Here is a 12796-nt window from a genome sequence, read left to right as displayed (position 1 = left end):
TACACTCGCGCCCATGGCCTCCCGCACGACCCGCTTCCCCGCGCCCTCGAGCGCTCTCGGCCGCCTCCTCGCCTTCGTGGGCCTCTCGGCGGTGGCCGGCCTGCTCGTGGCGGCCCTCCTGCTGCCCGTCGCGGGCCTGGCCGGTGTCGCCGCCGCGTCGGGCCGGGAGATGCTGGACGAGCTGCCGGACGAGCTGCCCGCGGAGCCGGTCTCCGTCCCGTCGCGCATCCTCTCGGAGGACGGTGAGGAGATCGCCGTCTTCTACGAGGAGAACCGCACCCCGGTCCCGCTGGACGAGATCTCGGAGCACATGCAGCACGCGATCGTGGCCATCGAGGACGAGCGCTTCTACGATCACGACGGCGTGGACGCGCGCGGCCTCATCCGCGCGACCGTGAACAACGCCACCTCCGACTCCACGCAGGGCGCCTCCACCCTCACCCAGCAGTTCGTGAACAACATGCTGGTGAACGTGCAGCAGATCCGCGGCGACTCCCGCCTCACGCTCTCCGGCTCCAAGAACATCGCGGACAAGGTCAAGGAGATCAAGCTCGCGGTCGCCGTCGAGAAGCAGATGTCGAAGGACGAGATCCTCGAGGGCTACCTCAACATCGTGCTGTTCTCCGGCCGTGCCTACGGGGTCGAGGCCGCCTCGCAGTACGTGTTCGGCAAGTCCGCCGCCGACCTGGAGAGCTGGGAGGCCGCCACGCTGGCCGGCATGGTCCAGTCCCCCACCCGGTTCAACCCGGCCCGCAACCCGGAGGAGGCCACGGAGCGGCGCAACCTCGTGCTGAACGCGATGAAGGACAACGGCTACCTCTCCCAGGAGGAGTACGACCACGCCGTCGCCCAGCCGATGGAGGTGGTCATGGAGTCCCGCCCCTCGGGCTGCCTCTACGCCAAGTTCGGCACCTACTTCTGTGACTACGTGGAGCGGCAGATCCTCGCCGATCCCACGTTCGGCCCGGACGTCCAGTCCCGCCAGGCCCTGCTGGACCGCGGCGGACTCACCATCCGCACGACGATCGACTCGACGCTCCAGAAGGAGACCGAGAAGAACCTGCGCGCCTCGGTGCCCAACAACGAGTCGCTGGGCGCCGGCCACGCGCTCACCTCGGTGGAGGCCGGCACCGGCAACATCCGCACCATGGCCCAGAACACCGAGTACGCCATCCAGGACGAGCTCGGCCACACCTCGCTGAACTTCAACGTGGACAAGCAGTGGGGCGGCGGCCAGGGCTTCCAGGCCGGCTCCACGCTCAAGCCCTTCGTGGCCCTGACGTGGCTGCGCAACGGCAACCGCCTGGTCGACTCCGTGGACGCCTCCCGGAACGTCTACCCCACGGGCACGCGCTTCGCGGCCTCGTGCCGCCCGGGCGGCTACACCACGGTCGGCGGCACCTGGCAGTTCAAGAACGTGATCCCCGGCATGCTGCGGCAGGTGCGCGTGGACGAGGGTCTCTTCTGGTCCGTGAACACCCCGACCGTCGCCACCGCGTACCAGCTGGACCTGTGCGACATCACGAGCCTCACCACCCAGCTGGGCATCACCCGCGCCCTGGACAGCTCCCCGCTGCAGCCGGACGACCCGTCCTTCCTGCTCGGCAAGGACTCGGTGGCCCCGCTGTCCCTGGCCGGGGCGTACGCCGCCATCGCCGCGAACGGCCTGTACTGCGAGCCGCGCGCCATCCTGGAGGTCACGGACACCGCCGGCAACCAGTACGACGTCGCCGACCCGCAGTGCGACCAGGTCATCGACCCGGACCACGTCCGGGAGCTGATGCCGGTCCTGCGCCACATCGGCGGCTTCAACATCGCCGAGGAGGGCGCCGGCTACGAGTTCGGCGGCAAGACGGGCACGAACGACAACGTGTCCTCCACGTGGTTCGTCGGGTTCACCAGCAAGCTGGCCACCGCCGTGTGGACCGGCCGCTACAACAACCTGAAGTCCATGACGGGCGAGACCGTCAACGGCGAGGTCCGCAACCCGTTCTACTCGACCTCCATCAACGGCCCGTCCTGGCTCGAGTACAACCAGATGGCCAAGGAGAAGTTCCCGCCGGGTGAACTGCCCGAGTGGGACGGCCCGCAGTCGGAGGACCCGGGCGAGGCCGGCGAGCACCCGGACGGACGCCAGTTCCACATCGACGACCTGGACCGAGGCGGGCCGCTGCCCGAGGCGGTCCCGGGCTTCTGACCGCGATGCGCCCCGCCGCCTCCCCCGCCCGCCGCATGCTCCGCGCCGCAGCGCCTGCCGCCGCCGGGCTGGCCACGACGGCGGGCCTCGGCCTGGCCTGGGGCCTCGCCGAGGCCGAGGCCCGGACGGTGCGCACGCACCGACTGGCCGTGCTGCCGGCCGGGTCGGCGCCGCTGCGGGTGCTGCACCTCTCGGACATCCACCTGCTGCCCCGGCACCGGGCCAAGCGGGCGTGGCTGCACGGGCTGGATGCACTCGAGCCTGACCTCGTGGTCAACACGGGTGACAACGTGTCCGCCGCGGCGTCGGTGCCGCTCGTGCTCGACGCGCTCGGGCCGCTCCTGGCGCGGCCCGGGGTGTTCGTGCCCGGCTCCAACGACTACTACGCTCCCAAGGCGGCCAACCCCCTCCGGTACTTCGCGGGCCCCTCGCGCATGGACGAGGACCGGCCCCGGCTTCCCTCCGACGTCCTGTTCGGCGCGTTCCGCGCCGCCGGCTGGGCCGACCTGACGAACCGGGGCGTCGCCCTGGCCGTGCCGACCCGCGCCGGGACCACGCTCGAGGTCCTCGCCGCCGGCACCGACGACCCGCACCTCGGTCTGGACGCCTGGGCCGGCTTCCCCGGCGCCGCACCCGACGAGGGCGCCGGGCGGGCCGGCGGCGACGGGCGGTTCCGGCTGGGCGTCACCCACGCCCCGTACCGCCGCGTGCTGGACGCCATGACCGCCGACGGCGCCGACCTGCTGCTCGCCGGCCACACCCACGGCGGGCAGGTGTGCGTGCCGTTCCTCGGTGCGCTCGTCACCAACTGCGACCTGCCGCGCCGTCAGGCCTCCGGGGTCTCGACGTGGACGGCCGCGGGGCGGACCGTCCCCCTCGAGGTGTCGGCCGGCCTGGGGACCGCGCCGTCCGCCCCCGTGCGGTTCGCGTGCCGGCCCGAGGCCGTGGTGCTGGACCTGGTCCCGCGGGGCTGAGCCGCCTGTCCCGTCCGGGGCCGCGGGTACAGTGGAGCCCCGTGACCCGCACCACCTCTCCCGACGCCTCGTCCCTGCGTGACGCCCTGGGCGGGATCACACCGTACCTCGAGGGCGTGCGGGCGCGCTGGGTGCTCGGGCTCGCCTCGGCCATGGCGGCGGGCCTCGTGGCCCTGGCCATCCCGCAGGTCATCCACTTGCTCGTGGACACCGTGTTCACGGAGACCGTGCTCGCCCGGCCCTCCTCCCCCGACTCCCGCGCGGACGTGTGGCGGGCCGCCGGCCTGCTCACCGTGCTCGGCCTCGCCGAGGCCGCGTTCATCGGCCTGCGCCGGTACTTCATCCTCCCGCCGGCCGCCGGGGTGGAGAACCGGGCGCGCATCGCCCTGTTCGAACGGCTCCAGCGCCTGCCGGTGGCCTTCCACGACGCGTGGCCCTCGGGGCAGCTGCTCTCCCGGGCTCAGGGCGACCTCTCGCTGCTGCGGCGGTGGATCGCGTTCGGCTCGGTCATGCTCGTGGTGGACGTGGTGACCATCACCGTCGGCCTCGTCCTGCTGTTCCTGCTGTCCTGGCAGCTGGCCCTGCTCTACCTCGCCGCGGCCGTGCCGATCATGTGGGCGTCGTTCGGGTTCCGCAACGACTTCCGCGCCGCGTCCCGGCTCTCCCAGGACCAGGCCGGGGACCTCGCCACGTCCGTCGAGGAGTCGGTGCACGGCATCCGCGTCCTCAAGGCGTTCGGCCGCGGCGCGCACGCCCTCGACGGCTTCCGCGGGCGCGCTCGCACGCTGCAGGGCACCGAGGTGCACAAGGCGTCCGTGCTGGCTCGGTTCATCGCGCTGATCGTGGCCCTGCCGGAGACGGTGCTGGGCCTGGGCCTCGCCCTGGGCCTGTGGCTCGTGGCGACCGGGGAGCTGACGGTGGGCGCGCTCGCCGCCTACTTCGCCACCGCGGCCGTGCTGGCCGGGCCGGTCGAGTCGGTGGGCCAGCTGATGGGCATGACGCTCTCGGCCCGCACGGCGATCGACCGCCACGTGGACGTGCTTGCCACGCCCGTGGACATCGCCTCGCCCACCGGGGAGGCCGCCGTCGTGCCCCCGGCCACCGGCGCGCTCGCGTTCCGCGGGGTGCGCTTCCGCTGGCCGGACGCGGACCCGGGGCGCGGGGAGCGCGACCTGCTCGACGGCGTCGACCTCGAGCTGGTGCCCGGCGAGACGATGGCCCTGGTCGGCGCGACCGGCGCCGGCAAGTCGACGCTGCTGCAGCTGGTCCCCCGGCTGCTCGACGTCACGGCGGGCTCCGTCTGCGTGGACGGGGTGGACGTGCGCCGGATGCCGCTCGAGGAGCTGCGCCGGCGGGTGTCCGTGGCGTTCGAGGACGCCACGCTGTTCTCCGCGACCATCCGGCAGAACGTGCTGCTCGGCGCCCCGGCGGACGTGCTCGCGGACGGCCTCCACTCCCCCGCGGCGGACGCCCTGCTCGACCTCGCGCTCGAGACCGCGCAGGCGGGCTTCGTGGCGGACCTGGCGGACGGCGTCGAGACCGAGATCGGCGAGGAGGGCCTCAGCCTCTCCGGCGGACAGCGCCAGCGGATCGCCCTCGCCCGCGCGATCGCGGCGCGCCCGGACGTGCTCGTGCTGGATGACCCCCTCTCCGCCCTCGACGTGCGCACCGAGGAGGCCGTGACCGCGCGCCTGCGCGAGGTCCTCGACGGGACGACCACCCTGATCGTGGCGCACCGTCCCTCCACCGTGGCCCTCGCGGACCGGGTCGCGGTGCTGGCGGACGGGCGGATCGAGGACGTGGGGACGCACCCCGAACTGCTGGCCCGCAGCGCCGTGTACCGGCACATCATCTCGAGCCGACCGGAGGAGCAGGCATGAGCGCCGCCGACGTGAGCCGCGTGCGCGGCGTGGGGGCAGAAGAGGACCTCGACTACACCCGCGCGGAGCGCCGCCACATCCGGCGCCGGTCCTTCCGGCTGCTCGGCGAGCTCGCGCGGCCGGTCCGGGGGACGCTGCTGCTCACCGTGCTCTTCGTGCTCGTGTCCAACGCGGCGCGGGCGGCCGGGCCGCTGATCATCGCCTGGGCGATCGACGCGGAGCTGCCGCGCGTCGTCGAGGCCGTGCGGGCCGGCGAGTCCGTCTGGCCCATCCTCGTCCCCGTGGGCGGGGCGTACGTGGCGGCGGCCCTCGTCTCCGGGGGCCTGCTGGGGGCGTACACGTGGCTCACCGCGCGGGCCAGCCAGGCCATGCTGCTGAGCCTGCGGCTGCGCGTGTTCCGGCACACGCAGCGGCTGAGCCTCGGGTTCCACGAGCGGTACACGTCCGGGCGGGTGATCTCGCGGCAGACCTCGGACCTGGAGGCGCTGCGGGAGCTGCTGGACCAGGGCGTGTCCTCGCTCGTGTCCGGGCTGATGTTCATGTCGTTCACCGCGGCGTCCATCCTGCTGCTGGACCCGCCGTCGTTCCTCGTGCTGCTGGGCGCGGCCGTGCCGGTGGCGATCGTGACGCGCTGGTACCAGGTGCGGTCCGAGGAGGCGTATCGGCGGTCGCGGGTGTCCTCGGCGCGGTCGATCGTGCACTTCGTGGAGACCATGACCGGCATCCGCGCGGTCCAGGCCTTCCGACGGGAACGGGACAACGACGCGCGGTACCGCGACTTGGCCACGGCCTACCGGGACGACATGGTGGCCACGCTCAACCTGTTCGGCATCCTGCAGCCGGTGCTCGTGGCGACGGGCAACCTCACGGTGGCGGCGCTGCTCGTGACCGGGGGCCTGCGCGTGCTCGACGGCGACCTCGAGGTGGGGGTGCTCGTGGCGCTCCTGCTGGCCGGGCGGCGCGTGTTCCAGCCCATGGAGATGGTGGCGATGTTCTACTCGTCGCTGCAGTCCGCGACGGCGGCGCTCGAGAAGGTCTCCGGCCTGCTCGAGGAGGAGCCCACCGTGGTGGAGGCGGCCGAGCCCACGCCGCTGCCCGGGGCCGACGCGCCGGGGGCGGGCGTGGCGTCCGGGCGGGTGGAGTTCCGGGACGCGGTGTTCAGCTACGGGCCGGACCGGGTGGTGCTGCCGGAGTTCGACCTCGTGATCCCGGCGGGTCAGACCGTGGCCGTGGTGGGCCAGACGGGCGCGGGCAAGTCGACGCTGGCCAAGCTCATCGCCCGGTTCTACGACGTGTCCACCGGCTCGCTGACGCTGGACGGGGTGGAGCTGCGCGAGCTCAGCCAGGCGGATCTGCGGCGCAACGTGGTGATGGTGACGCAGGAGGCGTTCCTGTTCTCCGGGTCGATCGCGGAGAACATCGCCCTCGGCCGGCCCGACGCCACCGAGGCCGAGATCCAGGCGGCCGCCCGGGCGGTGGGGGCGCACGACTTCATCCTGGGACTGCCCGAGGGCTACGCGACCGACGTCGCCAAGCGCGGCGGGCGGCTCAGCGCGGGGCAGCGGCAGCTCGTGTCCTTCGCTCGGGCGTTCCTCGCGGACCCCGCCGTGCTGATCCTGGACGAGGCGACGTCGTCGCTGGACCTGCCGAGCGAGCGCCTCGTGCAGGCCGGGCTGGAGCGGCTGCTGGGGAACCGGACGGCGCTGATCATCGCCCACCGGCTCAGCACCGTCGAGACCGCCGACCGGGTGCTCGTGATGCACGACGGCCGGATCGTCGAGGACGGCAGCCCCGCCGAGCTGGTGGCGGCCGACGGCCGGTTCGCGGCGCTGCACCGGGCCTGGGAGGACTCGCTCGCCTGATGGGCCCCGGGCCGGGCACTTTCGAACGTGAGAGAGGGCCTATCCCACGTTCGAAAGTGCCCATTCGCCCGATTTCACGTTCGAAAGTCCTGCGGCGGGGGCGGGGCCGGAGGTGGTGGAGGTCGCCCGCACGGCCCGGTCGTGGCGGACGACGGCGGCCACCACGGTCCGGAAGTCCTCGGCCAGGTCGGCGCCCATCACCGTGATGGACAGGTGGCCGGCCTCCTGCCAGAGACGGTCCCGCCGTGCGTCGCGTCGCTGCTGCTCCGGCGTGCGATGGTGGCCGCCGTCGTAGTGGAGGGCCACGCGGGATCGTTCGACCACCATGTCCGCGTCGGTCCGCTCCCCCGCCGGTGAGACCAGCCTCGCCTGCAGGCGAGGCTCGGGGAGGCCGGCGTCGAGGAGGGCCAGCCGCAGCCGCGTCTCCGGAGGCGAGTCCGCCCCCACCCGGATCAGCGCCAGCGCGGCCCGAGCCACCCGCACGCCCTTGAACCGGCCCGCCCGCTCCAGCGCCGCGGAGAGCCGCGACGCCGTCGTGCGCGGCGGGAGTCGGGACCCGTCCACCCACGGTGGGTTCACGAGCGCGTCCCCCGCGACGACGGCGTCCGCCACCTGATCCGGCCGCAGCAGGGAGCAGAGGTCCACCCACGTCCGCTCGAGCGAGGTGGCCGGGACCCCGTGCACCTCCACGCGGTCCTCGGCCGGCACCGTGCGTCCGTGGCAGGCGACGCCCGCGCGCCCCGTCCGACCCGTGCGGTGCGGCCGGCTCACGTGCACCCGTGTGTCCTCCTCGGCCCACCACGGCAGGACGAGCCCGTGCAGCCGCGCCGCCGTCAGATGCGAGGCGACCCCACGGGTCAGAGCCACCACGGCGGCGGCCTCCTCCGGCGGCAGGGCCGCCACGGGGCGGGGGTATCCGAGCGCGGCCCACGACCCCGGCACGTCGACGACCGCGCGGTGTGCCCCGTGGGTCACCCGGCGCAGGTCGAGGCTGCGCAGCCGGTCGGAGGAGAGGCGGTCCAGGGCTTCGCGCCGGGTGAAGACGCGGCCGGCGAGGGCTGGCGGGAGGGGTGCGGGGCGGCGTGGCATGCGGCCAGGATGCGGGCGCCGTCGTCGCGGGCGGGCGTCCGGCCCCCTCCTGTGCGGGGCCGGGCCCCTGTGCAGGAGCCGCCCCGCCCCACCCCGCCCCGAACTTTCGAACGTGAAATCGGGCGAATGGGGACTTTCGAACGTGAGAGAGGGCCTATCCCACGTTCGAAAGTGCGGGTCAGGCGTCGAAGGGGCGGCCCGTCAGGCGCTCGTACGCCTCCACGTAGCGGTCGCGGGTCTTGGCCACGACGTCGGCGGGCAGCGCCGGCGGGGCCTCCCCGCTCGCCTTGTCCCAGCCGGAGTCGGGGCCCGTGAGCCAGTCGCGGACGAACTGCTTGTCGAAGCTCGCCTGGGTGCGGCCGGGCTCGTAGTCCTCGGCGTCCCAGAACCGGGAGGAGTCGGGCGTGAGCACCTCGTCGCCCAGCACCACCTGGCCGGTGGCCGGGTCCACGCCGAACTCGACCTTCGTGTCCGCCAGGATGATGCCGGCCTCGCGGGCGATCGCCTCGGCGCGCGCGTACAGGTCCAGGGTGAGGAACCGCAGGCGCTCGGCGGCCTCGGTGCCCACGCGCTCGACCATCTGCTCGAACGTGATGTTCTCGTCGTGCTCGCCGACCTCGGCCTTCGCGGACGGCGTGAAGATCGGCGGGTCGAGCCGCGAGCCGTCCACGAGCCCGGCGGGCAGCGGCAGGCCGGCCACCGTGCCCGACGCGCGGTACTCGGCCAGGCCGGACCCGGTCAGGTAGCCGCGGGCGATGCACTCCACGGGGAACATGTCCAGGCGCTTGACGACCATCGCCCGCCCGGCCACGGCCGCGGGCACGTCCGTGCTCACCACATGGTGCTCGACCGGCTCGGCGTGGGCCCCGTTGTAGCCCTCGGCCAGCTTCTCGAACCACCACAGGGTCAGCCGGGTGAGGATGGCGCCCTTGTCCGGGATCGGCGGCTCCAGCACGTGGTCGTAGGCGCTGATCCGGTCGGAGGCCACCACGAGCAGCGTCGCGGACCGTCCCGGCTCGGCGTCGGCGGGCTCGTACAGGTCCCGCACCTTGCCCGAGTAGACGTGCCGCCAGCCCGGCAGCTCGAGGGCCTCGGCCCCCGTGAACCCCACGCGCTCCCCGCTCACTTCGCTCCCTCCGTCCCGGGCACGGTGATCTCGCCGCGCTCGGCCTTGAGTCCGATGTCCGTGCGCCACTGGGCGCCGTCGAACCGGATCCGCTCGACGCCCGCGTAGGCGCGCTCGCGCGCCTGGGCCAGGTCCGCCCCGCGCCCGACGACGGCCAGCACCCGGCCGCCCGCCGTCACCACGTCCTCACCGGACGCCGCGGTGCCGGCGTGGATCACGTGCACGCCCTCGAGGGCGGCCGCGTCGGCCAGCCCGCTGATCACGTCGCCCGTCGAGGAGGAGGCCGGGTAGCCGGCCGAGGCCATGACCACGTCCACGGCGACGTCGTCGCTCCACTCGAGCCGGCGGTCCGCACCGAGCCGGCCGGCCGCGGCGTCGGCGAGCAGCCCGCCCAGGGGCGTCTCGAGGCGGGCGAGCACGGCCTGGGTCTCGGGGTCGCCGAAGCGCACGTTGAACTCGATGACCTCCACGCCCTTGGCGGTGACGGCCAGGCCACAGAACAGCACGCCCGTGAACGGGGTGCCGCGGCGGGCCATCTCGGCGAGCACGGGGCGGGCCACCCGGTCCATCACCTCGTCCGTGAAGCCCTCGGGCAGCCACGGCAGCGGTGTGTACGCTCCCATGCCGCCGGTGTTGGGGCCGGCGTCGCCGTCGTGGATGCGCTTGAAGTCCTGCGCGGGGGTGAGGGCGACGGCGTCCTCGCCGTCGCAGATCACGAAGAGGGAGACCTCGGGGCCGTCCAGGAAGTCCTCGATCACCACGGTGCCGCCGGCGGCGAAGCAGGCCTCGGCGTGGGCGAGGGCCTCGGCGCGGTCGGGGGTGACCACGACGCCCTTGCCTGCGGCCAGGCCGTCGTCCTTGACGACGTGCGGGGCGCCGAACTCGTCGAGGGCGGCGGCGGCCTCCGCGGCGGTGGTGCACACGCGGGAGCCGGCGGTGGGCACGCCCGCGGCGGCCATGACCTGCTTGGCGAAGGCCTTGGACGCCTCGAGCTGCGCGGCGGCCTGCGAGGGGCCGAACACGGCGAACCCGGCCTCGCGCAGGGCGTCGGAGACGCCGGCGGCCAGCGGGGCCTCGGGACCGACGACGACGAGGTCGGCCCCCAGCTCGCGCGCGAGCTCCACGACGGCGGCCGGGTCGGTGGCCTCGACGGCGTGGAGGGTGGCCAGGTCGGCCATGCCGGCGTTGCCGGGCGCCGCGTGGAGGGCGCTGACCTGCGGATCACGGGAGAGGGCGGTGAGCAGCGCGTGTTCGCGGCCGCCGTTGCCGAGCACAAGGGTCTTCACGAGCCTCAAGCCTACGCGGTGGCCCTGGCCCGGCCCGGCCCGTGGCCCCTACGGTGGAGCGCATGACGATGCCTCCCCTCCACCACGGTCAGCCCGGCGACGACGGTGACCCCCGTGACCCCCGCCATCGGCCCGGTGCGGGACTGGGCCCCGGGCTGCGCACGGTCTGGACGTTCGTCGGCGTGATGTTCACGTGCGCCCTGATCGTCTTCTGGACGCTGCGGGGGTTCGGCGTCCAGCGCGGCGACCTCAGCCTGCCCGCCGCGCTCGGCGTGCTGGCGCTGGCCGCCGTCGCCGCGGCGGTGATCACCCGGTACGTGCGGCGCCGCTGAGCGGGGCCGGGCCCTCGAACGCCGGCCGCCCCGGCCTGCCCGTCAGCGGATGATGCGCCGTCGCCGGGCCTCGTCGACGGCGCGGGTGCGGTTGTCCACGCCGAGCTTCTGGAAGATGTGCACCAGGTGCGTCTTCACGGTGGCCTCGGAGATGAACAGCTCCTTCGCGGCCATCTTGTTCGTGGCGCCCCGCGCGATCAGCTCGAGCAGCTCGATCTCCCGCTCGGACAGCACCTCGGAGCCGCCGGACATGCGCCCCATCAGCGTGGCCGCGACCTGCGGGGCCAGGGCCTTGCGCCCCGCCGCCGCCTGCCGCACCGCCGAGGCGATCTCCTCGCTCGGGGCGTCCTTGAGCAGGTAGCCGGCGGCGCCCGCGTTCACGGCCGCGAGGATGTCCGCTTCCGTGTCGAAGGTCGTCAGGATCAGCACCTGCACCCCCGGCCACCGCTCCCGCACGGCGCGGGTGGCGGTCACGCCGTCCATGCCCGCGCCCATCTGCAGGTCCATCAGCACGACGTCCACCGTGGGCTCTCCCGCCTCCAGGACGCCGATCGCCTCCGCCCCGTCGGCGGCCTCGGCCACCACGGTCAGGTCCGGGTGCGCCTCGACGACGGCCCGCACCCCCGCCCGCACCACGGGGTGGTCGTCCACCAGCATCACGCGCACGCTCATGCGGTCTCCTCACTCTCGGTCTCCTCGGGATCCGCGCCCCGGCCGGCCCCGGCGGCGGCCAGTGGCACCCGCAGCGCCACCACGGTGCCCTCGCCGGGGGCGGACTCGACGGTGGCCTCGCCGCCCACCGCCGCGAGGCGCTCGCGCACGCTCGCCAGTCCCACGCCGGTCCCCGCCCCCGGGTCGGCACCGGAGGCTCCGGCCCGGGCGCGGGCCACGACGACGGCCGGGTCGAACCCCGCGCCGTCGTCGGCCACGTCCACCGTGAGCTCGTCGCCGAGGTAGCCCAGCGTGACGCGGGCGCGCCGGGCGCCCGCGTGGGCGCCGACGTTCGCCAGGGACGCCTGCACGGCCCGCAGCACGGCGGTCTCCACGGCCTCGGCGACCGCGACCGGCTCCCCCACGACCTCGACGTCCGCGGCCACGGGCGTCCCGGCGGCGGCCTGCCGGTCGGCGAACCCGGCGACCGCGCGCTCGAGCGCCTCGACGAGGGACGGCGCCCCGGTGCCGCGCAGGTCGCGGACGAAGCGGCGGGACTCGGCGAGGTTCTCGACGGCCGTGGCGCGCACGGTCTCCATGCGCTGCCGGGCCAGGGCGGGGTCGGCGGCGTCGAGCGCGTCCTGGGCCGCGCGCGAGACCAGCACGATCGAGGCCAGCCCCTGGGTGAGGGTGTCGTGGATCTCGCGGGCGAGCCGCTCCCGCTCGGCGCTCACCCCCGCCCGGTGCTCCGTGCGCGCGAGCTCCGCCTGCGCGGCGCGCAGCTGCTCGGCCACGGCACGCTGGCGTTCGGACTCGGCGTGCAGGGCGCGGTACGCCTCGGAGAGCACCACGGCCACGGCGGCGCCCACCAGCGGGCCGATCACGGCCGGCACCCGCACGCCGCCGGCGCCCGACGCCATCCCGGCCACCACGACGACGGCCATCGCCACGACCATCACGGGCCCGACCACGTGGCGCACCCACGCCTGCCGGGTCACCCGGCCGACCACGTGCAGGACGACGAAGAAGAGGGGGAAGGCGACCCACGCGAAGTCGCCGTGGTGGGCCACGAGCAGGCCCCACAGCAGCAGCAGCACCAGGGCCAGCCAGGCGACCGCCGGACCGCGCCCGACGTCGTCGCCCCGGGCCCACCGGCGCCGCTCCAGCACGGTCCCGGCCAGGTAGACGCCCGCCAGCGCGGCGGTCAGCAGCACCAGGGTGGTGGCCGGGAACGGACCGGACGCCTCCGGGGACCGGTCCGCGAGCGCGCGCGCCAGCCCCACGGTGAGCAGCGCGGCGAACGTGACGTGCAGGGCCACGCGCAGGCCGGCGAGCACGGCGGTGGTGCCGGTCTCGGTGGCCGCCGGGGGCACGGCGGCGCGGGGGGCGACGGACATGG

10 protein-coding genes are annotated in these 12796 nt (G+C 74.7%); 5 read left to right on the top strand and 5 right to left on the bottom strand.

What is annotated here, in order from left to right; all coding sequences use genetic code 11:
• The first annotated feature begins 13 nt into the window (after window positions 1-13).
• From AC0VX4_RS02040 to AC0VX4_RS02025, 4 genes are read left to right on the top strand one after another with little or no spacing between them, the layout of a single operon-like run.
• Window positions 14-2197, top strand: coding sequence for a transglycosylase domain-containing protein (locus AC0VX4_RS02040; RefSeq protein ID WP_002854016.1), 2184 nt, complete (start codon window positions 14-16; stop codon window positions 2195-2197).
• A gap of 5 nt (window positions 2198-2202) precedes the next feature.
• Window positions 2203-3171, top strand: coding sequence for a metallophosphoesterase (locus AC0VX4_RS02035; RefSeq protein WP_136940378.1), 969 nt, complete (start codon window positions 2203-2205; stop codon window positions 3169-3171).
• A gap of 41 nt (window positions 3172-3212) precedes the next feature.
• Entirely contained in the window at window positions 3213-5051 is a 1839-nt protein-coding gene (locus tag AC0VX4_RS02030; RefSeq protein ID WP_475464507.1) for an ABC transporter ATP-binding protein, read from the top strand.
• Window positions 5048-6913 carry an ABC transporter ATP-binding protein gene (locus AC0VX4_RS02025; RefSeq protein WP_049158663.1) on the top strand — a complete coding sequence of 622 codons (1866 nt, stop codon included), beginning with the start codon at window positions 5048-5050 and terminating at the stop codon, window positions 6911-6913. Before AC0VX4_RS02030 ends, AC0VX4_RS02025 begins: the two co-directional genes overlap by 4 nt.
• Before the next feature lie 39 nt (window positions 6914-6952).
• On the opposite strand, the gene AC0VX4_RS02020 is transcribed toward AC0VX4_RS02025, so the two are convergent.
• The 3 genes from AC0VX4_RS02020 to purD form a co-directional block, all read right to left on the bottom strand.
• Window positions 6953-8002 (bottom strand): hypothetical protein, encoded by a 1050-nt coding sequence (locus AC0VX4_RS02020; RefSeq protein ID WP_475464506.1) that lies wholly within the window; start codon window positions 8000-8002, stop codon window positions 6953-6955.
• A gap of 178 nt (window positions 8003-8180) precedes the next feature.
• Window positions 8181-9128 (bottom strand): phosphoribosylaminoimidazolesuccinocarboxamide synthase, encoded by a 948-nt coding sequence (locus tag AC0VX4_RS02015; protein WP_002854011.1) that lies wholly within the window; start codon window positions 9126-9128, stop codon window positions 8181-8183.
• The gene (gene purD, locus AC0VX4_RS02010; RefSeq protein ID WP_060775059.1) at window positions 9125-10414 is read right to left on the bottom strand and encodes a phosphoribosylamine--glycine ligase; all 1290 of its coding nucleotides are present in this window, start codon (window positions 10412-10414) and stop codon (window positions 9125-9127) included. Before purD ends, AC0VX4_RS02015 begins: the two co-directional genes overlap by 4 nt.
• A 62-nt stretch (window positions 10415-10476) precedes the next feature.
• On the opposite strand from purD, the gene AC0VX4_RS02005 reads away from it, so the two are divergent.
• Entirely contained in the window at window positions 10477-10746 is a 270-nt protein-coding gene (locus AC0VX4_RS02005; protein WP_002854007.1) for a hypothetical protein, read from the top strand.
• A 42-nt stretch (window positions 10747-10788) separates the two neighbouring features.
• Here the strand turns inward: AC0VX4_RS02005 and AC0VX4_RS02000 are convergent, their stop codons facing one another.
• Window positions 10789-11418, bottom strand: a complete 630-nt coding sequence (locus AC0VX4_RS02000) for a response regulator (protein WP_002854005.1) — start codon at window positions 11416-11418, stop codon at window positions 10789-10791.
• A complete protein-coding gene (locus AC0VX4_RS01995; RefSeq protein WP_475464505.1) occupies window positions 11415-12794 on the bottom strand; it encodes a sensor histidine kinase in 1380 nt (459 codons plus the stop codon). The genes AC0VX4_RS02000 and AC0VX4_RS01995 overlap by 4 nt, the downstream gene beginning before the upstream one ends.
• Window positions 12795-12796 lie beyond the last annotated feature (2 nt).

The sequence above is a fragment of the Micrococcus sp. 63XJN7_8_ISO-PGPR-S23-253 genome (assembly GCF_056173425.1).
The sequence above is the reverse complement of the archived record's forward strand: the minus strand, read 5'-3'. Positions and strand labels throughout refer to the sequence as shown.

What these genes read in the sequence shown, in the direction of transcription:
- AC0VX4_RS02035 (WP_136940378.1), top strand. Translation starts at nt 2,203, where the DNA reads ATGCGCCCCGCCGCCTCCCCCGCCCGCCGCATGCTCCGCGCCGCAGCG.
- AC0VX4_RS02040 (WP_002854016.1), top strand. Translation starts at nt 14, where the DNA reads ATGGCCTCCCGCACGACCCGCTTCCCCGCGCCCTCGAGCGCTCTCGGC.
- AC0VX4_RS02005 (WP_002854007.1), top strand. Translation starts at nt 10,477, where the DNA reads ATGACGATGCCTCCCCTCCACCACGGTCAGCCCGGCGACGACGGTGAC.
- AC0VX4_RS02020 (WP_475464506.1), bottom strand. Translation starts at nt 8,002, where the DNA reads ATGCCACGCCGCCCCGCACCCCTCCCGCCAGCCCTCGCCGGCCGCGTC.
- AC0VX4_RS02025 (WP_049158663.1), top strand. Translation starts at nt 5,048, where the DNA reads ATGAGCGCCGCCGACGTGAGCCGCGTGCGCGGCGTGGGGGCAGAAGAG.
- AC0VX4_RS02000 (WP_002854005.1), bottom strand. Translation starts at nt 11,418, where the DNA reads ATGAGCGTGCGCGTGATGCTGGTGGACGACCACCCCGTGGTGCGGGCG.
- AC0VX4_RS01995 (WP_475464505.1), bottom strand. Translation starts at nt 12,794, where the DNA reads ATGTCCGTCGCCCCCCGCGCCGCCGTGCCCCCGGCGGCCACCGAGACC.